Here is a 23,070-nt window from a genome sequence, read left to right as displayed (position 1 = left end):
CTTATCTCGCACTGCCACTGGCCCGCTGGCCGGCGCACCAGCGAACCGATGACTTACTCTTGCCCCTGCGCCCCGCGCGCAGCGGAAGTAAGGCGACAGAGCAGGCCCAGTCTGGCAGATCAGTCTAGCGTCCTTCCCTGACAGGAAACTTGCAGGACCGAAAGGGAACCTTACAGCCACCTGAATGCAGCTCTCCCGCAGGGCAGACTTCGCCCCGTCAGCTTTCGGTCGCTGTCAAGGCGATTGCTCGCCAGGACGCTCGCCCCTGGTAGACGATGACAGGCTGACATCCGTCCCCCGGCTCTCGTTCTCGCTCACACCCTCGCTGTGGCGGCCAGTACCAGCCTCACCACTGCTCTGCTCAAGCGCTCGCAGCCGCTCCTCTTCCTCTTCTCGCTGCCAGGCCAAACGCTCGCGTTCCTCCTGACGTCGCTCCTGCTCCAGCATCCAGCGAATAAAGAGGACACTCATCAGCACAATCACCAGGATATTGGCCGGCACCCACATAATCAGTCCGCCGAGCTGCTGATCTGTGGCCGCTGAGATCCCCCAGATCCGCGGCGCCGCCAGGTAGGGAGCATAGAGCGGTGGCACAAAGGTCAATCCAGCCCCCAGTAAAACCATCGGCATGCCACTGAGGAAGAGATAGAGCACCTGGCCAGGCAAAGGCAGCGGTCCCAGCTCGCCCTCCAGTGGACTCAAGACCGGCCACCAGAAGAGAAAACTGAAGGCAATAAAGGTTACATGCTCAAGAACATGGATACCTTCATTCTCAAGGGTAGCGTCGTAGAGCGGCGGCGCGTGCCAGAGAAAGATATCTGCGTTGAAGAGAAAGAAAGTGACAACGGGTAAGGTCAGCACCCTGGCCAGTCTGAACAGCAGGCGGTTGCGCAGTAGTGGAGTGAGGAGCCAGCCAGGTATGCCCCACAACATCATCGGCGGAGCCACCAAGGTGATGAGCAGGTGCTGCACCATATGGGCGCTGAAGAGATAGTCATCCCCCAGCTCATCAAGTGGCGAGACCAGGGCCAGAAAGATGATCACTACTCCCAGCAGGAAGACGATCACCCGGCTGGGCTGAACTGGCGGCCCCAGATCGTACTGTCTGCGCAGCGGCCCAATGGCGTAGAGATAGAGGACAGTAATCGCCACGCAGCCGACCACTACAGAAGGGATGAAATGCCAGGCTCTCAGCCAGAAGTCCATTGCCCCGCTCCATTGCGCACTGATTGCAGCCTCGAAGGGAACCAGAGGAGCGACTCGGCCTTCTCTACTCCTCGGCCCTGCCCTTCGTCCGATAATTTCGAACAGTGCTTGGCTCGCCTGCCGCCAAACTGCTCTTAAGATACTATAGCAAGGGAAAGCAGCGGCGACAACAGCGTTCAGGTAACTGTAAGGTACGCCTCTTTGCCTGTAAGGACAGTATCAGGTTCAGGTTTGACAATACTGACAGTGTTCTGAGCTGACTGGACTGAGTGGGCTATTATTTACCTGTAGAGACTCTTGATCGGGAGCCTGTAGCTGTTATGAAGATTATACGCCGTATCGCATGGGTCGCGGTTGGTTTCACATATTTTCTGGTGGCACTGGGGGGAACGGTGCGTGTCAACGACGCCGGCCTGAGCTGCCCGGACTGGCCACTCTGCTATGGCCGGCCCTTCGTCTTCCCCAATATCCGTACCTTGCTTGAGGAGTCGCACCGCTATACGGCTTCGATTGTGAGCGCCTTGATTGTAGCCCTGGCCATCTGCGCCCTGCTGTGGGCCCGGAAGGAGCGGCAGGTACTGATCCCTGCTTTGATTGCTCCCGCGCTGCTGGTAGTGCAGATTGTGCTGGGAGGGCTGACGGTGCTTTGGAAGCTGCCCCCCGAGATTATTACCGCTCACCTGGCGACGGCTCTGGCTATCTTCGCGACGGTGATTACGATCGCGGTGATGGCCGGCCAGCCCTCTCCCAGCCAGGAGCATCCGGCTCAGACCCGTCGTTTCTTGCGCCTGGCGCTGACAACGGCCTTACTGGTTTACGGGTTGATGCTGAGCGGCTCCTACGTGGTTGGCAGCGGGGCGACTTTTGCCTGCACGAGCTGGCCCCTGTGCGGGCAAACGCTTCCCGGCATGGCGCGCCTCGGAGATATTAATACCCTCCACCGCCTGATCGCGACCATTGTAGGACTGGTGGTGGCCTGGACCCTCTATACGGCCTGGCGTCGGCGCCAGGTCGCCCCCGGACAGGCTCGCGTGGCTGTAGCTGCCGCCTTGCTCTTTGTCTTGCAGTCCCTGATTGGCGGCACCATTCCCCTGCTCGGCAGTGGCTCGCTGCATTTCGGTAGCATTTCCAATCAGGATGCGGCTACCTTTATGCGCGGCTTGCACCTGGCGGTGGCAAGCGCCGTCTGGGGCCTGTTGGTCCTCCTGGCCGTCTTGGCCGCTCGCCAGTTGCGCGCTGCTCCCCAGGGCGCCGAGCTGGAGCGGCTGGAGGCCGCTGAGGCCGCTGCACGCGAGAGCGTCAGCCCCCTGCGCCAGACGCTCTCGGGCTACATCGACCTGATGAAACCCCATGTGACGGTGCTGTTGCTGGGAACAACCGCGGCGGCGATGGCCATCGCCTACCAGGGCCTGCCCCCACTGGGCTTGACAGTGGCGACCTTACTGGGCGGCGCTCTGGCAGCGGGCAGCGCCAATGCCATTAACTGTTACTACGACCGCGATATCGACAGCATCATGTCCCGCACATCGCGGCGCTCTCTTCCCGCCGGGCGCGTGCAGCCACGCCAGGCCCTGATCTTCGGTCTCGCGCTGGGCGTGGCCTCTTTCTTGATCCTGGCCCTCTTTGTGAACCTGCTAAGCGCAGTGTTGGCCTGTGGTGCCATTCTCTTCTATGTGGGTGTCTATACCATGTGGCTGAAACGCACCACGGCGCAGAATATCGTCATTGGGGGGGCCGCCGGCGCTGTTCCTGTCCTTGTCGGCTGGGCGGCGGTTACTGGTACGATCTCGCTGCCAGCGATCTGGCTCTTCGCCATCATTTTCTACTGGACACCGCCCCACTTCTGGGCCCTCTCGCTCTTGATCGAGAAAGACTACGAGAAGGCCCATGTGCCTATGCTTCCGGTTCTCTTTGGCGAGCAGGAGACGCGCAAGCAGATTTTCCTCTACTCGCTGCTGTTGCTGGCAGTGACCCTGGTGCTCTTCGCCATGCGGGCGATGAGCTACCTCTACCTGGCGGCAGCGCTGGTACTGGGGGGCATCCTGGTTTATATGGCTCTGCGCCTGCTTTGGGAGAGACACTCCCGGCGCTGGGCCCGCACATTGTTCTGGTATTCTAATTGCTATCTGGCGATGATCTTCGCTGCAATGGTGTTGGATCGCGTCATTTTCCATTAGGAGCTGAGCCGTGAGGTGGCTGAACTGGCGTCTGGCTTCACGCCTTTCGGTATTGACAATGGCCTTGCTGGTGGTCCTCGTGGTGGCTGTGCTGAACTTGCGGGCCGGCCAGGGAGGGAGCGCCAGCGGCCAGCCTGCAGCTCAGCCCACCGCTAACAGCTCTGGGCTGCAGGGGACGCTGCTGGATGGTCGACCTGCCCCTGGTTTCCAGCTCACAGATCAGTTCGGCCATTCCGTCTCACTGGCAGAGTTCAAGGGGAAGCCGGTGGTGATCACCTTTCTCTATACTCACTGCCCAACGGTCTGCCCCTTGACCGCCGATAAGCTGCATACAGTCATGCAGCAGCTCGGCAGCGAGGCCCAGCGCGTGGCGGTCCTGGCTGTAAGCGTCGACCCGGTAGGCGATACCCAGTCCGCCGCTCTGGCCTTTTCGAATACGCACAAGATGACCGCCTACTGGCACTTCTTGATCGGCTCGCGCTCAGCTCTCTCGCCTATCTGGAGCGCTTATAGTATCGATGCCGAGGCGGCTACCGCCAATAGTAGCAGCGGTTCGGTGTCCCATACTGCCGTGCTCTATGTGCTGGATAAACAGGGGCGTGAGCGCGTCCTCCTGAGCGATGACTTCGACCCATCTCAGCTAACGAGCGACCTGAAAATACTGCTTAAGGAGTAGTGCCAGCGCAGCCAGCCAGCCAGCCAGGCTCGCTCTTCAGGCCGGAGTCAAGGCCCAGGCAGACAACAGGACGGGAGAGGTTCGGCGTTACTGGCGGCAGCAGACAGGCCAGGGCAGGGCAAGACGCCGCGCCCAAAAGAAGAGCTATGGAGAGGATGGGGCCCCTGTCTGAAAGCCTGAAGCTGTGGGGCCTGGCTTGCAAGAACCTTCCTCTCCTGCTATCCTTAGAAAAGGAGGGGACTCTTGCAATCTGTCCGCGCTCGTACGCTATTTATTCTGCAGTAGAAAGATTTCGCGGAGATGCGATAAGTATGGAAACTCACCTGCAAGGCATCAATCTCTCGACAGGTGACCTGACCGCCACGCTCCTCCCGGCCTATGAGGAGGAGCATGAGGGGGCAGGAGAGCATCACCTGCCCATTCCTAGCTACTGGCCGCTGATCGCCAGCGTGTCAATCTTTGTGACCTTCATCGGCCTGCTGATCATCGATCAGACGCCGGTGCTGGCCTTACTTGGTGCGCTGGGCACGCTCATCGGGATCGTCGGCTGGGGACTGGAAGACCCGCAGGCTCATGCTCATGCCGAGGCCTACCCCGGTTTCGGTGTCGGCACCGCCGAGGGCGAGGTCAGTCCGCTAGCCGAGGCGGTGCGCGAGCAGGCCCAGGAGATTGTCGATCGCCTGGTGGTGCGTGGAGATCTGGCCTGGAGTGCCCACCCGGTCAACGTGGAGGTAGAGCAGGAGGGTGTGGTCCTGGCCCTCTACGGTAAGGTGGAGCTGGAGGCTCAGAAGCAGGCTATCGAGGAAGAGATTCGTAAGCTGCCCCATGTGATCGATGTGCGCAACTTCATTATCGCTGAGGATGCCATCCTCAACGAGGCCAACCGCCGCATTGCTAAGCTACAAGAGGCGGGCAAGCTGGAGGGCGCCACAGACCTGCGGGTGCTGGTTGAAAACTATGTCCTTCACCTCTACGGCGAAGTGCCTACGCGCCAGATGAAGTACCTGCTGGAGGATGAGCTGATCCAGATCCCTGGCGTGCGTGTAGTGGTGAACCACATTGGCCTGAATGAGGATATCCCAGGCGAGCTGGGTCGCACAAAGGGGAAAGTCGGAAAGGGCTAGTCTCGGTCTCGGTTCCGGGCCGGGGGATGTTTCTTTGGCCGTTCAAAGGCTGTCCGACCCGTTCCCCACTCCATCTCTCGCCTCCGGCTTAGCCTGGGTGTTGAACGCACCTGTCAGCTGATCATAGGACCCGTCTATCTGGCCAGTGACTTTACTGGCCAGTCAAATCAGTCGCTCATCCGGCCCTGCGGGACGAGCGAGAACATAGCAGGGAGAGGGTTTCTGTGCTTAATCGATAGCCCTGGCCCTGTTTTCCTCATGCCAACGACTAGGCCTGGCTGCCAGACTGCCAGTCGTTTTGGAGATTCTTTTTGAGCTGAGGCGACGCAAGCAAGGCGAGCAAAAGCGGTTGCTTTTGCTCGCCTCCTTTCTTTGTTTCCCGGGAGCAATAGACGCAGCGGCCTGCCGCTACTCCCTCTGCTCACCTGGCCGGCTTAGGCCATCTTGCTCTGCCGGATGCAAAAGCACTTGCGACCGCGAAGACAGAGATCGGACCTTCGCCTGTTGGGGCCAGACTCCCTCTCAACTCAACATTCTGTAACCGCTCGCCAGACCGAAACGTATCCTTTAGGGGGATGGCGATAGCCCCTGGCAGGTCCACTTCGGCTGGCCCGCGGCTATAGCCGAGGAGAAGAGAAAGGCGCCGCTGCAGGCTCATGTCTAGATCGCTTGGGATCATAGCGTAGTATCTTGACAGGGGAGATCATAGTCTGCCCGTAGAGAGGCTGCCACAGAGGAGGCCACTCTGCAGGAAGGAAACCAGTCTCTGCTCATGACTGTCCATGACAAGCCGCCGCTGAGTAGGAGGCCAGAGAGCAATGGCAGATTCGCCCACCCAAACCGTCCTGTTGATCGAGGCAGAAGCCTCCCTACGGCGCCTGATCACCCTGGGCTTGCAACAACAAGGGATCTCGGTCATCGCGACCGATCCCCAGCACTGGCCCTCTCTCTCACCTGATTATCAACCAGCACTTCTGGTCATAGACATCGATACCGGTCGCAGGCAAGATGCTTCTCTCCTGCAGATCCTGCGCGCTCAACCGCAGTTTGCCGGAGCGACAGCCATCGCCTTGTCTTGGGATTGGGAAACGCCTTGGTTTCCGCGAGATGAAACTACGTTTTACGTACGTAAGCCTTTCGATGCACGTTTTCTCTATGCATTAATCAAAGAGCGGCTCACGGCCCAGCCTGTGGTCGCAGAGGCCGTGAGCCATCAGACGAGCTTTTGCCCGCTGGCAACGGCTGCGGGTCTGCTTCTGGTCATTGTTGGCCTGATGGGGCAATTGGTCCTTGCGGGAATAGGTCTGGCGATTGCGCTGGCTGCTCTTCTGTGGTGGACCCTGGACCAGCAGCCGCGCTCCTACCTCTCCGCCCCCGGGCTACAACCTTCGCATCCATGCCACGTATAGACTAGTGTCAAGGCTAGATGATACAGTAATGAGAGTTTCCTGAACCCTTTTTAAATGACGTAGGTAGAGGCGGTCTGTGCCTTTCACCTCCCCCATAAATATGAGTTATGCTATAGTAAACAAACAGTGAAATACAGGCAGAAAAGCCCGCCTGCATGAGGTATTCGACCATGCCATTGAAACTGCTTGCCGCGGATAAAACCGATGTTGGTCGGCAACGAGAACAGAATGAAGACTGCGCCTATCGGAGGATTAGCTCAGAGGGGGATGTGGCCCTTTTCATCGTCGCCGATGGAATGGGGGGCTACCGCGCCGGGGAAGTTGCCAGCCGCCTGGCGGTAGAAACGATCAGCCAGGCCCTCGACAGCTTTTTCCAGCCGCTTAGTGAGCAACCAACCATTCAGCTTGCTCCTCCGATAGAAGAGCAGCCGACCGTGAAACTGGCTCCCCCAGCCGAGGAGGCACCCGCGGTAAGGGGCAGCCAGGAAGCCGTTCCTCATCATTCACCCGCCCCGGAGCAACAGGCGCGACTGACGATCAAACTACCTGAGACGCCGCTGTTGCGCTCCGTTGAAGAGCGGCTTGTGAACGCCATCAGGCAGGCCAACAGCGCCATCATCCACCACGGCGAGCAGCGAAGAGAGGCCCGGGGACTGGGCTGTACCGTCACCGCGGCCCTGGTTTACCAGGGCACAGCCTACATCGCCAACGTTGGTGACAGCCGGACCTACCTGCTGCGTCATGGCCAGCTCAAGCCATTGACACGAGACCATTCGCTGGTGGCCAAGCTGGTCGAAGCTCACCAGATTTCGCCTGAAGAGATTTACACTCATCCTCAGCGCAATCTCATCTATCGCTCGCTAGGAGCGGGCCGCCGGCAGGTCGAGGTAGACATCTTTCAGGAGCGCTTGCAGCCTGGCGATATGTTGCTTCTCTGTAGTGATGGGCTTTGGGAAATGGTCCGCGATGATGAAATCTGCAAAACCTTAAGCGAACAGAAGTCCCTTCAGGACATCTGCGATCAGTTGATCGCTCTGGCCAACGCACACGGGGGCGAAGATAATATCACCGCCCTTGTCGTGCGCGTCGAGGCGGCCTGAAGGCGGTTGAGGAAGAAAGCGCTATGGCTCTCCCGATCGGCACAATTCTCGATGGTAAATTCCGCGTTGTTGAAGTGCTCGGCGAAGGCGGGATGGGCACCGTCTACAAGGTCGAGCAGGTTGATCGCCCCGGCTTTTATCGCGCGGTCAAGGAGCTGCTCATCAACCCGGCCATGCCAGAGGAGGAGCGCAAAGCCGCCATCGAGCGCTTTAATAAAGAGATTGATTTGATGTTCAATCTCAAGCATCCCAATATCCCCTCGTTGATTGTCAGCTTCCAGGAACGGGGCAATTACTACTTCGTCATGGAATTTGTGCCCGGTAAAAGCCTCGATAAGATCCTGGAAGAGAACAAGGGGCCGCTCGATGAGGAACAGGTCATTCGCTGGATGATGAAGGTCTGTGAGGCCCTCAGCTACATCCACTCGCGTAACCCGCCGATCATACTACGCGACCTCAAGCCCGGCAATATCATGATCACGCCGGAGGGCGATGTGCAGCTGATCGACTTTGGGATTGCCCGCCGCTTCAACCCGAATAAGCGGACCAACACAGAGAACCTGGGCACCATCTCTTATGCCTCGCCCGAGCATCTTGGCTCAATTACTGCTCCGGGCCAGAAGCGCTCACCTCAGAACCCCGGTCGTCTGGTTCAAACCGACGCCCGCTCGGATATCTATTCGCTTGGGGCCACCATGTATCACCTGCTGACCAACCAGGAGCCGGAGCCGATGCAGACGCCGGCTCCGGGCAGCATTCGCGCCAGGAATCCGAAGTTGCGCACGATCCAGGTAGACGGGCGCATCATCTGCCCGATCGAGCAGGTGATTATCAAAGCCATGCAGCAGGACCCGGCCCATCGCTTTCAGAGCGCCGAGGCCATGCGAGTAGCCTTGCAGCAGTGTCTGCCTGGTCAGGCGGCGCCCGCTACCATTCACATTCCGGCGATCTCACCCAACGCCACCATTGTGGTGCCGGCAATAGGTGGACAGGCAGCCACACCAGCGGCGTCGCTGCCCCAGGCTCCCCAGGGCCAGGGGCCCATTTGTCCCCGCTGCGGCCTGCAGAACCGCCCGGGGGCCAAATTCTGCAAGCGTGATGGTCAGCCCCTGTTCCAGGGAGCGGCCACGGTCCCCCCCAATGTACGCCTGCAGGCACAAGCTTACGCCTCACTGCCAGCAGGCGTCGTGCGCCAGCCGATCCGCGCCCGTCCCGTCTCCGTCGGTGCCCCGGTCAGCAACGACCCGCTGGCCTTCTATCGACGCGGCTTGCAAGATCTCAACAACCGGCACTACGTCGAGGCGATTGAGGAATTCAAGCAAGCGCTGGCCCTGGGTCGCCCTACCTACGACGTACTCTACAGCCTGGCCCGAGCTTATCGTCAGTACGCTCAGTCCCTGCGCGATAAAGATGAGAAGCTTTTTCATGAAAACATGACGCATGCTGCTGAGTACTTCGCCCAGGCGGTCAATAACCGGCAGAACGCCCTGGATGCCCACTTCCAGCTCGGCCTCTGCTATCTCGACCTGGGCCTTTATCCCAAGGCCGAGGCCGCTTTCAAAGAGGCACAGCGCATTGCCCCCCAGGACGCCGCCATCTATTATCAGCTAGGGCAGGTGGCCATGAAACAGGGCTACCATCGCGAAGCCGAGGGCTACCTGCTCGAAGGTCTCAAGATTAATCCCGATCACGCCCTCATTTTGCTCGCCCTGGGGCGCCTTTACAGCGAAACACGCCAGTACAACTCGGCGATCCGCGTCCTCCAGGAGGCCACGCGTTGCGACCCCTCACACGTGGACGGCTGGTATGAGTTAGGTCGCGCTCACATGCGCGCCAACCAGTGGAATCAGGCCCTCAGCGCCCTTGAACAGGCGCGGCAACGCGATCCCGAGCGAGCCGAGATCTATAGCGCCATGGCCACGTGCTACCTGAAAATGCGTAAAAAGGTGGAAGCCAGACAAATGCTCCGCGAGGCCCTCCAGCGCGATCCCAACAGCGCCGAGGCGCTGCGTCTGCAAAAGCAGCTGTGATGAGCCTGACCTGGAGCATCAACAAGACAGCAATGAATGAAAGGATCGTCGCCAGCCACTCCTGAGCCGAACACCAGGAGAAGAGAGGACCGAATCTGTCTCAGAGAGCGAGGAGAGCAGGTATGATCTGTCCAGTGTGTAGCACGCCCAACCGCGACGATGCAAAATTCTGCAAAAGCTGTGGGCGCTCGCTTCCGCGGGAAACCCCCGCCGGCGAAAGCTCCACCGCTTCCGAGCAGTCAATTGGACAACCACAAGGAGCGGAGCGCATCGCCACCAGCCAGGAGCCGGAAGACCCCAGTCTGGCACCGACCCTGATCCTTACTCCCGAGCGCATGATGGCCTACCATAGCCAGCGCTGGCAGCGCGAGCTGGAGGAGGCCGAACGTCAGCAAAAGCAGCAGCAGCAAGCAAGCAGCAGATCGGAAGAAGAGGCCAGGGACGTGGCCGACTTACCAACCATTCTGCTTGCGCCGGGCATGAGCGAGAAGGTAGCCGAGACGCCGGGTGGCACCATCGCCAGTGAGCAGCCCGCTGCTTCAGCGGCTGCGACCGGCGAGAGAAGTGGCCAGGCAGAGCCAGGCTCAGCGGCAGCGATGAGCAGTCCACCAAGCAGCGGCGAGCTGATGGGGACCTCAGCAGCTCAGTCTGTCGAGAGCGAGCAACCGGCCTCCGCTGCGGTCAGCCGCGCGGCTGACCGCCCAGCAGAGTCAGCCGCGCAAGGAGCAATAGAAGAACAATCACAAGAAGGGATAACAACCGCGGTGGAAGAGCAATCATCAGCAGATCAACCTGCTCAGCCAGAGGCTGCCGAGCAGACCTCCGCAGCCAGTGCTGGATTGGATTCAAAGAGCCAGCAAGCAGAGAATCTCGGCAGCGAAGTCATGGCAGGAGCGAGCAGCGGGCCGCTAGAGAGCGGCACCCTCCTTGGTGGGCGCTACCTGATCAACCAGCTCATACGAGAAGAGGAACACGAGCGCATCTATCAGGTCACCGACCAGCAGGGCTACCAGCGCTGCTGGAACTGTGGCAGCCAGGAAAATGCCGAAGGTGACGAATTCTGCATCAATTGCGGCGCCGAATTGCTGGGTATGCCCTACCTTTTGCATGAATTTAGCGGCGAGCGGACCAGCCCAGAGACTCGGGTCACCGGAGGTCACATCATCAACACTTTCATTGAAGGAGGGCGCACCTACGCCGTTGAGCAGCCGCAGGCCGAGCGCGATCCCTTCCCCGAGGGCGTGCATTTGATGGCGGCGGCCCTCTCCGACGCGGGCATCCTTCGCCGCGATCAGCCGAACGAGGACAGCACCCTGGTCCTCCTCCTGGAGCGCTCGCACGAATCCATCTCCCAACCAATGGGTATCTTCATCGTCGCCGACGGCATGGGAGGACATGCCAGCGGTCAGCTTGCCAGCCGCGTCGCCGTCAATACTATAGCCGAGCGCATTGTCCGCGACCTGCTGGCAGCCCCCCTGAGCGCCGAAAGGGAGAGCCAGCAACCGCCGGCACCCGCGGAGGAAGACCAGCTTGTGCGCTTGCTTCAGGAAGCCGTCGAGGAGGCCAACAGCCGCCTCTGCCAGATTAACCAGCAGAACAAGACCGATATGGGTTGCACCCTGACCGGTTTTATGATTGTGGGGCGCCACTCGTATATCGTTAATGTGGGCGATAGTCGTACCTATATGGTCCGTGGCGGACAACTCTATCAGCGGACGACCGATCACTCGCTCGTGGGGCAGCTTGTGGCCGGCGGTTTGCTCCAGCCTGACGAAGTGTACACCCATCCGCAGCGTAGCCAGATCTTCCGCAGCCTGGGCGATCGCCCCAACGTGCAGATCGATCTCTTCAAGCAAGAGTTGTACCCGGGAGACATCCTGCTGAGTTGCTCGGACGGGCTTTGGGAGATGGTACGCGACCCACAGATCGAGAGCATTCTCAACACAGCCCCAGATCCACAGACAGCCTGTGCCCAGTTGATAGAGGCAGCCAATGCAAATGGGGGAGAAGATAACATCAGCGCTGTTGTGGTCTTTGTACGTTGAACACTATGATATACTGAAGGCTGCCACCAATGAAAGGAGCTGATAGACTATGCCTGGTGAGGTAGTGCTGGCGTATCAGCTGGGGAAGGACTATATGCCGGTCACCGGTGGGAGCCAGCTCGCCTATGTCCTGTTGGAGGCCAAGCCCACCGAGATGATGGCCCAGGTCCGTCTGCCCCTGAATTTTGCCCTGGTTCTGGATCACTCCGGCTCCATGAAAGGAGCCAAGCTGCATAACGTCAAAGAGGCGGTCAAGATGGTCATTGACCACCTGGAGCCGACCGACTACGTTTCAGTCATCGTCTTCGACGACACGGCCCAGGTGATTATCCCCTCCATGCCCGCGCAGGACAAGGTAGGCATGAAGGCGGCCATCGACCGCATTCGCGACGGAGGCGGTACCACCATGTCACTGGGCATGATCCAGGGCCTCAACGAACTGCGACGCTACAGCTTTCCTAATACCGTCAATCGCATGATACTGCTGACGGATGGGGTCACCTACGGCGATTCAGATCGCTGTCGCCAGCTTGCCCGCGAAGCAGCAGCTGCGGGAATCGCCATCTATCCGCTGGGCATTGGACAGGACTGGGATGAGAATCTGCTAGATGACATTGGCCAGCTCAGTGGGGGGATGCCGGCGGAATTCATCAGGAATCCCGCCGACGCCATGAGCATCTTCCAGCAGCAGGTTCAGAGCGCCGTCGCTGTGGCCGTGCGCAACGCCGTCCTTACCCTGCGCCTGCCAACAGGCGTCACTCCGAAAAAGGCCGTCAAAGTCTTGCCCATCATCAGCGATCTCGGGCAGTCCGTCCTCTCGGACCGTCAGGTGGTGATTCCCCTGGGCGACCTGGAGAAGGAGACGCCCCAGGCCGTGCTGGTCGAACTGCTCATCGATCCACGTCCGGCGGGCCTCTTCCGCATCGCTCAGGCCGAGCTGTCCTACGATGTGCCCATCGCCAATCTAGTGGGCGAGCGCATCCGCGAAGATATTAAAGTCACATTCACCACCGATCCCAACCAGGCAGCTCAGGTGAACGCGCGAGTCATGAATTTCGCTGAGAAGGCTAACGCCCAGCGCCTCGTGACACGCATCCTTGATGAGTATAAGCGCACAGGCAAGGTAACAACCCGCCTGGCCCCCAATGTGACGCGTATCCTTGATGAAGAGACACAAGCGGCGCTTGAGCAGATTAGCAAAGGGCAGCAGATCTCTCAAGAGCAAGTCAAATCGATTGGTAACAAGACGAGGAAGCTGACACAACGCCTGGACGACATCCTGCCCTGACAGTGCGCAACAGAGCAGAAAGAGCAGAACAGCACGGGAGGATTCACTGAAGGTGTCGGTCGCCTGCGCCACCGACGCGCGCAGAAGCGAGAAGGCGTGCTTCAGGGGTAACACCGGATTAGAGGAGGAGAGTAGAATTATGCCAGTTTATTGTTCACTGGGTCATGAGAACCCGGATGGTTCGGCATTTTGCGACGAATGTGGCGAGCCGTTGAGCGCGGCAGCACCAGCGGCACCAGCGTCTCCAGCGGCTTCAGCCCCGGCAGTGCCCGTTGCTCCCAGTGGAGCCGCGCAGCCAGGCATGCAAACCTGCCCCTCATGTGGCGCGCAGAATCCCCAGGGCGAGGCTTTCTGTTCGAATTGCGGCGTGAGCCTGCTGGGAGCACCAGCGGCGGTGAGCGCCCCCAGTGTGGCGCCAGCCGCTCCTGTGGCCTCCCCAGCACCAGCAACATCCGCCCCTGCCCCTGCGGCGGCAGGTTCCGCCCTCCACGCCCGACTGATCGTCGAGGCGGATAACCAGGAGTTCGACATCAGTGGGAAGGATAACATCCTGATTGGCCGTGAAGATGCGGTCAGCAACATCTTTCCCGACATCGACCTCACTCCCCACGGAGGCGAAGAGGGCGGTGTCTCGCGCATGCATGCGCGTATCTTTATCCAGAACGGTCAGTACATGATCGAGGATGAGAACAGCACCAATTACACCTTCCTCAATCGGCAGCGCCTGGCCCCCAAGACGCCAACGCCGCTGCACGATAACGACGAGATCAAGCTGGGTCGTGTGCTGTTGCGTTTTAAAACCTCGTAAGCCAGAGGTAGGGGAGAAGAGCTCAAGCGGGGAGGCAGCTGCTGCCAGCGGAGCGCAGCCAGCTATGCCTCCCCCCGTCATTGACAGCCAGGATCGCTACCCGCTATAATCTACAAGACATCCTTTAGTGGAGGAGAACGAGGGGTTTATGAAACGCACCTGGCAACCGAAGCGTATCCCCCGCAAGAGGGAACACGGCTTTTTGAAACGCATGGCGACGCGCGCCGGTCGGCGAGTGCTCAAGGCCCGCCGCCTGAAGGGCCGCTGGCGCTTGACAGTCTAGCGCCCCCCGCAGGCGGGCCATACTCACCTGGCCCGACGGCGTCGACTCGCCGCCTGCGGCAGCTCCCTTCCTGGGGTGTCTCTTAAGGCGCTCTCTCTCACCTGTTGGTGAAGATGATAGATCAGAAGTTATCAAGACGGTGGCATTAAGACGCGAACTGCGCCTGCGCAGAAGCCGCGATTTCCAGCGGATCAGGCAGCAGGGAAGGAGTGTTGCCTCCAGGTTGTTGGTCCTCGCCTGGGCACCGACGGAGAGCGATCAGGTTCGTGTCGGCTTTGTAGTAAGCCGGCGCATTTTCAAGCTGGCCACGCAGCGCAATCGTCTCAAACGCTTGCTCAGCGAGGCCATTCGGCCTTGTCTGCCCCGGCTGCGCAGCGTGGACCTTGTGCTGATTCCCAGGCGCGAAGCGCTTGAGGCTGATCTACAGACGTTGAAGGCCGAGCTGCAGGTTTTGTTACGCCGAGCGCGATTGCTGCTGGCCAATGAGGCGTCTGGGCGGCAGCGCCCGGCAGGGAGTGTCCATAAAGGTCGATAGCCGTGAAGTACGTTGCAATGTTTCTGATTCGTGTCTACCAGCGCACCTTTTCCGTCATTCTACCCCCCTCGTGTCGCTTCGTTCCTTCATGCTCACAGTACGGGTACGAGGCAATCCAGCGCTTCGGGCTGATTCGTGGGGGCTGGCTGACGGTGAAACGCCTGGCACGCTGTCACCCGTTCTATCATGGAGATCTCTATGACCCAGTTCCTGAGCGCCTGGGCCAGTAGGCAAGATCGAGGAAGGCAGGAGAAATCCCGTGGGGATCAGTGATTTTATCAATGTCGTCTTTACGCAGCCCATCTTCAACGTTTTGATGCTGCTGTACCACCTCTTTGGCGATTTCGGCCTGTCGATCATCGTTTTGACGCTCATCATCCGCCTGATTCTCTTCCCGCTGACGCTGCAGCAGCTGAAGTCGGCTAAGGCGATGCAGGAGCTGCAGCCAGAGATCAGCCGCATCCGCGAGCGTTTCCGCGACGATCCGCGCGCCCAGCTAGAGGCCACGCAGGAGCTATACAAACGCTACAATATCAATCCCTACTCGGGCTGCCTGCCGTTGCTCCTGCAGCTGCCAGTGCTCTACGGGCTGTACTTTGCCTTCCGGGCGGTCATTGACGATGCTTCGGTGAAGGGGAATCAGGGGTTGGAGCGGCTCAATGGCTTTATCTATCCCTTCTTGCCAAAGTTTAGCCATTTCCCCAACGTCAACCTCGATTGGTTCACCTTCATTAACCCATCCTGGCACCTGTCGCTGGCCCTACCTGACCCGACCCACATTCTGCCGATCCTGGCCGCTTTGGCCACCTTTGTCCAACTCTATCTGACTCAGTCCCGTAACAATCGCGCTCTCTCTGCAACGGCTTCCTCCGGCACCAATACCCCTGATGCTCTGGCCGCCCAGCAGCAGACGATGAAGATCATGACCTGGATGATGCCGCTGATCACTCTCTTCTTCGCCTGGAGTTTTCCCGCCGGTCTGGCCCTCTACTGGGCCGTCGGCTCCATTATCATGGCGGCCCAGTACTACCTGGTCACAGGTCCAGCCAGCCCTTTCTCTCCCTCCCGCAAAGAGGAAGAGAAGCAGCGTGAGCAACTGACCCAGACCCGTGTTCTTGAAGAGACAATTGAGTCACAGGAGGCGCGACCAGCCTTCTCAGAGGAACGCGCCTGGCGCAATGGCACGAGCGCATCACGCCGCCACCTGCGCAGCGCTTCGGCCCGTCGACGCGGCGTTGTACGAAGGAGGAATGCTACTCCCAGCTAGGAGGAGCTGGCATCGGTCAGGTCGTCTTGAGCCGGGGCGGACTGGATGGATAGATGTTGTTTATGAATTGGGCCGCACCGGCCTACCCCGGCAAATTAGTAGCAGAGCTAATGAGCAGGCCTTGTAAGCCAGCCTGCCTGCCTGCAGAGGTTGGCCGCTGCCATACGATAACCGCCAAGGTCCAGTTCGGTTTGGTTCGGTTGGTCTGCCCTATCCAGGTTAAACCACTGCCCCGGCTGGCAACCAACTGACCGATTTTCTTGCGCTCTCGCTTTCGCTTCTCGTTCTGCCCGGCATTGTGTGATACCTTCAAGGGAGGCAAGTAAGCAGTGGAAAGCATTGAGGCCAGTGGTAAAAGCGTTGAAGAAGCTGTCCAGCAGGCCCTGCTCCGTTTGGGCAGGCGCCGAGATGAGGTCGAGGTGACGGTCCTGCAAGAACCTGCACGCGGCGCCTTTGGGCTTGGCAGCCGCGAGGCACGAGTCCGGGTGACGGTTCGCCCCAGCCGCGGCGCGGTGATTACCCCTGAGATGGCTGATGCCATTCTAAGCCAGGTCGAGGCGGGGGAAGAGGATGAGGAGGATTTCTTCACAAGCGCCTCTCATGGAGCCTACGACAGTCAGGAAGAGTTTGTAGATTTCTCAGAGGATGAGAACGAGGATGAGGAGGAGCAGTATGGCGAGGAGCCTCTGCCGTTCTCCCCAGAAGTGCAGCCTACGGCTCGCCCTCAGCAGCTGCCTGGTGAGCAGATCACCTCTACGGCTCCCCCCGCCGTTAGCTCAGCCTCCGCTGGTGTAACATCCTCCTCGGCCCCTGTTGCTCCCTCTTCCGCCGAGACCTCCACTGGCTCACCCACCATCCAGGAGCCAGTGCAGCCTACACGCGAGGACATCGAGCTGACTGTCGATGTGCTCCAGCAGATCTTACGCTATATGAATATCCGCGCCTCGGTCCAGGTGCGCTCGACCGATCCGCTCACCCTCAATATCCAGGGCATTCATGAAAATCTGGGCCTGCTGATTGGCCGCCGCGGCGAAACGCTCTCTGCCCTCCAGCTGCTGGTGAACCTCATCGTCAGTCACCGCACGAAACGCCGCATGCGCATCATCGTTGATGCGGAGAACTATCGCCAGCGCCGCGAGGAGAATCTGCGCTCGCTGGCGCTGCGAGTGGCGCAACAAGTGCGCAATTATCGCCGTTCGATTGCCCTGGAGGCCATGCCTCCCCATGAGCGGCGAATCGTGCACCTGGCTCTGGCCGACAGCCAGGATATCAGTACGGAGAGCATTGGTGAGGGAGATGCGCGCCGCGTGGTGATCTCTCTGAAGCGTCCCGGACGCTCTTAAGCCAAGCCCGTCCTCGACTGGCCAGCCTGGTTGACTGGCCCGGTTCTCTCTCCCATCAGAAGGGATTGCTGGCTCGCCACTATGCCGCTCGCTTGCTCTCGTCTTCGTCATGAGGGACAGCGGCCAGGAGAAGCATAGCTTGTCCCAGGTGCAGGCGGGCAGATACAGGTGATCAAACTGCGCTGTGCAGCGCTGCGCACGCCAGAGGGGAGGTGTTCTTTTTATGCCTGCGACCGTCCTTCAGCCTGCTCGCGCTGAGCCACCGGCCTTCCTGAGTATCGGTCATATTACTCGCGATGTGCTTCCTGATGGCTCCTTCGCTCTCGGCGGGACAGTGACCTTCGCCACGTTAACCGTTGAGCGCCTCGGCCTGCCCGCAGCGCTTGTGACCTGTGCCTCCCCAGACATCTGCCAGCAGCTGCCTTCGCTGCTACCCGGTATTGGTCTGGCCGCTCGTATGGCAGCTACGACGACAACCTTTGAGAATCGTTATCAGGATGGCTTCCGTATCCAGTATTTACGCGCACGCAGTGAGCCTCTGGAGATCGAGGATGTCCCTCACCCCTGGCGTGCAGCTCCGATCGTGCTCCTGGCCCCCCTGGCCCAAGAGCTGACCCCTGAGATAGTTGCTCTTTTCCCGCGCGGCGAGGGGCGCATTCTGGCCGCAACCCCTCAGGGCTGGCTGCGGCGCTGGGATAGCGATGGCAGGGTCTGGCCCACACCCTGGGAGGCCGCCGAGCAGGTCCTTCCTCATCTGGATGCTCTCATCTTGAGCCATGACGACCTGCTGCCATTTGCCAACGGCAGCCGGGCGGAGGCCGAGGCGATTCTACGCCGCTGGAGCCAACTGGTACCTCTGCTGGTAGCAACGGCAGGCCGCGAGGGGGCTACGCTCTTCCGCGCAGGCCTGGCGCAACATTTCCCAGCTTATCCCGCGCGCGAAGTTGACCCGACCGGGGCCGGCGATGTGTTCGCCGCCGCATTCCTGGTGCAGCTGGCCCGCTCCGGCGATCCTGTTGCCGCAGTCGATTTTGCCAATTGCGTGGCGTCGTTCTCGGTGGAAGACGTGGGCACGCGCGGTATCCCCTCCCCTACCCAGGTGGAGAAGCGCCTGGCCCAGCGCCGAGGCCCAGAAGCTGGCTAACCCTCTCCCCCTCCCCAATCGCCAACAGGTCCCTTTCGAGGAAGTCTGCGACAGATAAGCAGGCAGGCAGGCAGGCAGACAGACAGACAGACAGGACACAGGCGCTGTACGCCAGCACCTCGCGCGTGGTAGAATGGAGAAACCGCTCATCACACTCGGGAGGACATCGCGAGCGCCGACAAGGCCAAGCGCTATGATGGAGCAAGCATCGCTCTTTCCAGATCCAGCATCTAGCCAGAAGGGCGCACCGCCGCGTACCAATGCCACTGCCAGCGAAAACAGAGCTGCAGAGCCGCTGGCTTCCCGCCTGCGCCCCCGAACACTTGATGAGTTTGTAGGACAGGAACATCTGCTTGGAGAGGGGCGCTTGCTACGGCGCTGCCTGGAGGAGGATCGCGTCCCTTCACTGATCCTGTGGGGACCACCCGGCAGCGGCAAGACAACGCTGGCCAGTTTGATTGCCCAGCTGACTCGCGCTCACTTCGTGACGCTCAGCGCCGTTGCCGCCGGGGTGGCCGATTTGCGCCGTGTGACCGAGGAGGCCCGCAGGCTACGCCAGCTGCGAGGAGAGCGCACCATTCTCTTTATCGATGAGATTCATCGCTTGAATAAGGCCCAGCAGGACGCTATTTTACCCTACGTTGAGCAGGGCCTGCTGACCCTGATCGGGGCAACTACCGAGAATCCTTCTTTCGAGGTAAACGCCGCTCTGCTCTCGCGCTGCCGCGTCTTTACCTTGAATCCGCTCAGCGAGGAGGCCGTTATCCAGCTCCTGAGAAGAGCTTTACAAGATGAGGAGCGGGGTCTGGGCCGCTATCACCTGGAGATTGAAGACGAGGCTTTGCAACAGATCGCACGTTTCGCCAATGGCGATGCCCGCACGGCGCTCAATGTCTTGGAGCTGGCCGCCGCCGGCGTCAGAGAGGGACGTATCACCGCGGAAACGGTGGCCGAGGCTCAGCAACAGCGGACCTTGCTCTACGATAAAAGCGGCGATCAACACTACGATACCATCTCGGCTCTGCATAAGGCCATCCGCGGCTCCGACCCCGATGCCAGCCTCTACTGGCTGGCGCGTATGCTGGAAGCGGGCGAGGACCCCCTCTTTATTGCCCGCCGCCTGATTCGGATCGCCACGGAAGACGTGGGCCTGGCCGACCCCCTGGCCTTACCTCTGTGTGTGGCCGCCCAACAGGCGGTCCAGTTCGTGGGCCTGCCCGAGGCTGATCTGGCCCTGGCAGAGGCCGTGGTCTACCTGGCCAGCGCTCCGAAAAGCAACGCCCTCTACCTGGCCTACGGGCGAGCGCGCGATGACGTGCACCAGGAGCGTCAGGAGACGGTACCCCTCTCTCTCCGCAATGCTCCCACTACGCTGATGAAACAGCTGGGATACGGCAGAGATTATAAGTATGCCCATGATTATTACCACCAGCTTGAGGAGGCAAGCGACGACCCTTCCCGACCACCAGCTGTGCAGTTGCAGGAGTACCTGCCAGCGAATCTGCAGGGAAGGCGCTACTACGAGCCTGGACTGCAGGGCAACGAGGCCAGCATCAGGCGCTGGCTGGAGCGACGCCGCACCTCTTCCACCCAAAGTCAGCCAGCATCGCCCGCGGCTCACTCTGATACCCACAGTGAGGGTTCTTCGTCCATTACTGGAGAGAGCCATTCTTCATGCTGATACAGATATCATCAAAAAGCAGGAAACTGCCGTTTTCTTTTCAAAACACGTCTGCATTAAATTGATATACATCTATCCTTGACAACCTGGCAGGTTATCTTACATAATTATTGGGGCTTGCAATTTGTGCGTCTGGTGCTTTCGTCGAGCAACGTGCATTGACATTGTGCGCAGCGCCCAGGAAAAACTGATCGAGAAAGGGAGAGCTAATGTCTGGAGAAGAGAGGCAGCAATACACAACAACGAAGCGATCCGTCCGGCTTAGAAGAGACGAAATGCCCCTCCCTACAACGCAGACACGCCGTGGTGGCTATGTACCACCAGATCCGCTCGATTATTTTGCAGAAGACGATCCAGATGCATCACGACCACCGCGGCCCGGTAGTAGTGCCATTCGGCTCAACGACCCTCGTCTCACGGGGACGCAGCGAGCCATAAGCCCGCAGTCGACCACGCGCCAGATGCCGGTGCCCTACACCTACCGACGCAGCGCCCAGCAACCGGTGACAACTACGGCCAGCCCGGCCATCACGGCGCGCATGCGAGCTACACCAGCGCCAGCTCTGCAGACCTCACAGAAAGCCCCTTACAAAAGTCCCCTCCCCGAGAGAGAGAAGGAAGCAAATCGGCGTATCCACTGGCTGCTCTTTATCGGCGTTGGCATGCTCGTCATGTTAGCCCTCTGGGTTCTTACTTCCTGGCTGATCTCCTGGGGCACCCAGCGCCTTGATGACATCCGCTATGGCTATCCGCGCACCTATCAGACTGACGCCGTCGTTGGTCACGGAGGCGACAGTCCTCAGCATCCGAGCCACTTTATCGCCATCAACCTGCACGGCCACATCATTGTTGTTGAACTGATGGCTGGCGATCCTGCGAAAGCCATCACCTACGGTGGCCCCTATCTCTATGGCACCAATTCGAATGTCGACCAGATTCCTCCAATCCTGGAGTTTAAAGACGTCAACGGTGACGGCAAGCCTGACATGATCATCCACCTCGGCGATCAGAACATTGTGTTCATTAACACAGGGACAAAGTTCAGGCCGTCTGATGCCAATGACAAAATCCATCTCTGAGCAGAGAAAGAGTCACGGACCAGCCACCGCTTTTCTCTGCCAGGGATCGCTGGGAGAAGAGTCCAGGCTGCCTCCCTAGCCAGGCAAGGCGACCACAGGTCGATTGAGGATCACAACAGGGGAACAGTAGAGATAAGATCAGCGCAAGAGCCAGGGTACTGCTCTGAGCGGGGGGATGACCAGACCACCACCGGTGCAGTATGGTCTTGGTGTTTTTTTGATCATCTTTTCGGCTTTCTACCGTGCAGCACCGGCAGAGAAGCTGACTGATAGGCGAGCGCCTCCCTCCGGTTATGCCGGTCAGGGCTGCGCCTTTTTTGGCCGAATGAAGATCCGGCGATAGCCCTCTTCTACCACCTCGGCGGGGAAGACGCGCAAGAGGGATACCAGGACAAGTACCAGCGTCAGCCAGTCGAATCCAGCATCCAGAGGCACCCCCAGGATAGTTCCCACTACAGGTAGCAGCGTACTGCTTACCAGCTCACCAAAGGTATCGGGGAAGAGAAGCAAAAATAGTAAGAGGCCACAGCCGCTCACAAAGAGCACCTTCCGCCCAATTCCGACATGCTCATGTCGCAGCAGGTAGGCAATCAAGCGAACGGTCTTGATGAGATGAAAGAGTAGGTCAAGGCGCCTCGGCCATAGTCGCCGCGGGCGCGTACCGGGCATAAGCAGTTCTCTCGACATAGTATTCCCTCCATTACTTAATACGTAGCAAGCGCTACCAGGGTTTTCCAGGCCGAGAGACCACGGGGAGCGATGGCAGGCGAGGCAGGCAGCTCTCCCCAATCCAGGCCCTCCAGACAGCAGGCAGGCAGATAGGAGAGGAAGAGAGCCCGCCCTGCTGTCTGTGGCTGCTGCAGGATGAGCGCTCACTCTAATGGAACAGCGTGGGGATCACCAGAGAGGCGGCATACTCTAAGTGCCAGATGACCAGGCCAGCAGTGACCAGGGCCAGGAGGATATGGAAAATGCGCCAGTAGCGAATGACATAGCGATAGAATTGCTCGCGCCTCATGGCATGTTCGACCGCCTGCAAGGCAGCCATTTGCTCCTGGGCCCCGGGTAGCAAGGCCCCGGGACGGCTCAGGGGACTTTTACGATCGGGTACAAGGCGATAGCTCTGTTCATAGCGGCTCAGCTCCTGGGGCGTCTCCTCCAGTGTCAGATAGGCCAGGTCCCAGGGGCCATGCAGGGTGCGCCCGCGACCAGCGCTTCCCCCGCGCTCTGGGGCAGCAGAGATAGCAGGTGAGGCCGAGGCCGGCGATGGGGTCAGTCCGCGCACACGCTGCATATTATGCTCGACAATGGCCTGCAGCTGCTGCGAAATGGCCTCAATGCGATCCTCCCCTTCCTGGGTCAGGGCCTTACTTGCTTCTTTCGCAATCAGGCGCGGCATGATTCGATCAAGGCTGCGCCCGATGATGCCGCTGATGACCAGGGCAATGAGGCCATAGAGAGCATAAGTGCCGGAGCGCGGGTTAAAATTGCCAAAGGAGTGATAGAAGATCAGAGCCAGACCGGTCAGGCCAAAGAACATATGCCAGCCCAGGGCCGAGCGCAGTCCACCAATCACCTTTTTGCTCTTGCGCGAGCGACGATGCAAGCTATAGAGGAGGCCGGCCAAGAGGAGAAAAACTGTGCCCAGGACGGCATAGATCAGACCCACAAGGCTATCAGGAGTCGGATCGCTCCCATTGCGACTATACCAGATACAGAATGCCAGCCCAGCCACAATAATGAGCAGCCCGAGCGCTACACGCAGTAAATTGCGTGGCTTGATATACACGAAAAAGAGCGGATAGCCTCTCGTGCCAGCCCACTCTCGATCAGAGGCATAATCATAGGGCGAGGAAGAACGCGAAGCCGGCATCA

20 protein-coding genes are annotated in these 23,070 nt (G+C 59.7%); 17 read left to right on the top strand and 3 right to left on the bottom strand.

Translation table 11 applies throughout. The features are described 5' to 3' along the window. Positions 1 to 234: 234 nt before the first annotated feature. Positions 235 to 1,206 (bottom strand): cytochrome c oxidase assembly protein, encoded by a 972-nt coding sequence (locus A4R35_RS14795; RefSeq protein ID WP_112430649.1) that lies wholly within the window; start codon positions 1,204 to 1,206, stop codon positions 235 to 237. 320 nt (positions 1,207 to 1,526) lie between these two features. On the opposite strand from A4R35_RS14795, the gene A4R35_RS14790 reads away from it, so the two are divergent. The 17 genes from A4R35_RS14790 (at position 1,527) to A4R35_RS14710 (ending at position 21,195) form a co-directional block, all read left to right on the top strand. After that, the gene (locus A4R35_RS14790; RefSeq protein WP_112430647.1) at positions 1,527 to 3,383 is read left to right on the top strand and encodes a heme o synthase; all 1,857 of its coding nucleotides are present in this window, start codon (positions 1,527 to 1,529) and stop codon (positions 3,381 to 3,383) included. 10 nt (positions 3,384 to 3,393) lie between these two features. Further along, positions 3,394 to 4,059: an SCO family protein gene (locus A4R35_RS14785; RefSeq protein WP_112430645.1), complete on the top strand. Its 666-nt coding sequence runs from the start codon at positions 3,394 to 3,396 to the stop codon at positions 4,057 to 4,059. Between the two features lie 311 nt (positions 4,060 to 4,370). Further along, positions 4,371 to 5,183, top strand: coding sequence for a BON domain-containing protein (locus A4R35_RS14780; protein WP_189361827.1), 813 nt, complete (start codon positions 4,371 to 4,373; stop codon positions 5,181 to 5,183). An 818-nt stretch (positions 5,184 to 6,001) separates the two neighbouring features. After that, on the top strand, positions 6,002 to 6,592 hold the full coding sequence (locus A4R35_RS14775; protein ID WP_112430641.1) for a response regulator transcription factor: 591 nt from the start codon (positions 6,002 to 6,004) through the stop codon (positions 6,590 to 6,592). Between the two features lie 170 nt (positions 6,593 to 6,762). Continuing rightward, positions 6,763 to 7,692: a protein phosphatase 2C domain-containing protein gene (locus tag A4R35_RS14770; RefSeq protein WP_189361825.1), complete on the top strand. Its 930-nt coding sequence runs from the start codon at positions 6,763 to 6,765 to the stop codon at positions 7,690 to 7,692. Between the two features lie 23 nt (positions 7,693 to 7,715). Further along, positions 7,716 to 9,722 (top strand): protein kinase domain-containing protein, encoded by a 2,007-nt coding sequence (locus A4R35_RS14765; protein WP_112430639.1) that lies wholly within the window; start codon positions 7,716 to 7,718, stop codon positions 9,720 to 9,722. A 122-nt stretch (positions 9,723 to 9,844) separates the two neighbouring features. Continuing rightward, positions 9,845 to 11,767 (top strand): protein phosphatase 2C domain-containing protein, encoded by a 1,923-nt coding sequence (locus A4R35_RS14760; RefSeq protein WP_112430637.1) that lies wholly within the window; start codon positions 9,845 to 9,847, stop codon positions 11,765 to 11,767. 49 nt (positions 11,768 to 11,816) lie between these two features. Next, a complete protein-coding gene (locus A4R35_RS14755) occupies positions 11,817 to 13,055 on the top strand; it encodes a vWA domain-containing protein (RefSeq protein WP_112430635.1) in 1,239 nt (412 codons plus the stop codon). A gap of 139 nt (positions 13,056 to 13,194) precedes the next feature. Further along, positions 13,195 to 13,863, top strand: coding sequence for an FHA domain-containing protein (locus tag A4R35_RS14750; RefSeq protein WP_112430633.1), 669 nt, complete (start codon positions 13,195 to 13,197; stop codon positions 13,861 to 13,863). A 148-nt stretch (positions 13,864 to 14,011) separates the two neighbouring features. After that, entirely contained in the window at positions 14,012 to 14,146 is a 135-nt protein-coding gene (gene rpmH, locus A4R35_RS14745; RefSeq protein WP_069805928.1) for a 50S ribosomal protein L34, read from the top strand. 139 nt (positions 14,147 to 14,285) lie between these two features. Then, complete coding sequence (gene rnpA, locus A4R35_RS14740) at positions 14,286 to 14,681, top strand: ribonuclease P protein component (protein WP_189361823.1); 396 nt, start codon at positions 14,286 to 14,288, stop codon at positions 14,679 to 14,681. A gap of 17 nt (positions 14,682 to 14,698) precedes the next feature. Beyond that, positions 14,699 to 14,911, top strand: coding sequence for a membrane protein insertion efficiency factor YidD (gene yidD / locus A4R35_RS14735; protein WP_228026495.1), 213 nt, complete (start codon positions 14,699 to 14,701; stop codon positions 14,909 to 14,911). 29 nt (positions 14,912 to 14,940) lie between these two features. Next, positions 14,941 to 15,948, top strand: coding sequence for a YidC/Oxa1 family membrane protein insertase (locus A4R35_RS14730; RefSeq protein ID WP_112430627.1), 1,008 nt, complete (start codon positions 14,941 to 14,943; stop codon positions 15,946 to 15,948). Between the two features lie 329 nt (positions 15,949 to 16,277). Then, entirely contained in the window at positions 16,278 to 17,291 is a 1,014-nt protein-coding gene (gene jag, locus A4R35_RS14725) for an RNA-binding cell elongation regulator Jag/EloR (RefSeq protein ID WP_112430625.1), read from the top strand. Between the two features lie 223 nt (positions 17,292 to 17,514). Then, positions 17,515 to 18,435: a PfkB family carbohydrate kinase gene (locus A4R35_RS14720; protein WP_112430623.1), complete on the top strand. Its 921-nt coding sequence runs from the start codon at positions 17,515 to 17,517 to the stop codon at positions 18,433 to 18,435. Between the two features lie 193 nt (positions 18,436 to 18,628). Then, positions 18,629 to 20,116 (top strand): replication-associated recombination protein A, encoded by a 1,488-nt coding sequence (locus A4R35_RS14715; RefSeq protein ID WP_223258347.1) that lies wholly within the window; start codon positions 18,629 to 18,631, stop codon positions 20,114 to 20,116. A 275-nt stretch (positions 20,117 to 20,391) separates the two neighbouring features. After that, positions 20,392 to 21,195: a hypothetical protein gene (locus tag A4R35_RS14710; protein ID WP_112430621.1), complete on the top strand. Its 804-nt coding sequence runs from the start codon at positions 20,392 to 20,394 to the stop codon at positions 21,193 to 21,195. Positions 21,196 to 21,495: 300 nt separating this feature from the next. Here A4R35_RS14710 and A4R35_RS14705 read toward each other — a convergent pair whose 3' ends face one another. Together A4R35_RS14705 and A4R35_RS14700 are read right to left on the bottom strand one after the other, a co-directional pair. After that, on the bottom strand, positions 21,496 to 21,882 hold the full coding sequence (locus A4R35_RS14705) for a hypothetical protein (RefSeq protein ID WP_112430619.1): 387 nt from the start codon (positions 21,880 to 21,882) through the stop codon (positions 21,496 to 21,498). 190 nt (positions 21,883 to 22,072) lie between these two features. Continuing rightward, entirely contained in the window at positions 22,073 to 23,068 is a 996-nt protein-coding gene (locus A4R35_RS14700) for a hypothetical protein (RefSeq protein ID WP_112430617.1), read from the bottom strand. Positions 23,069 to 23,070: the final 2 nt, after the last annotated feature.

The organism is Thermogemmatispora tikiterensis (assembly GCF_003268475.1).
Lineage (GTDB): Bacteria > Chloroflexota > Ktedonobacteria > Ktedonobacterales > Ktedonobacteraceae > Thermogemmatispora > Thermogemmatispora tikiterensis.
Note: the sequence above shows the minus strand (reverse complement) of the source record. Positions and strands in the feature narration are given on the sequence as shown.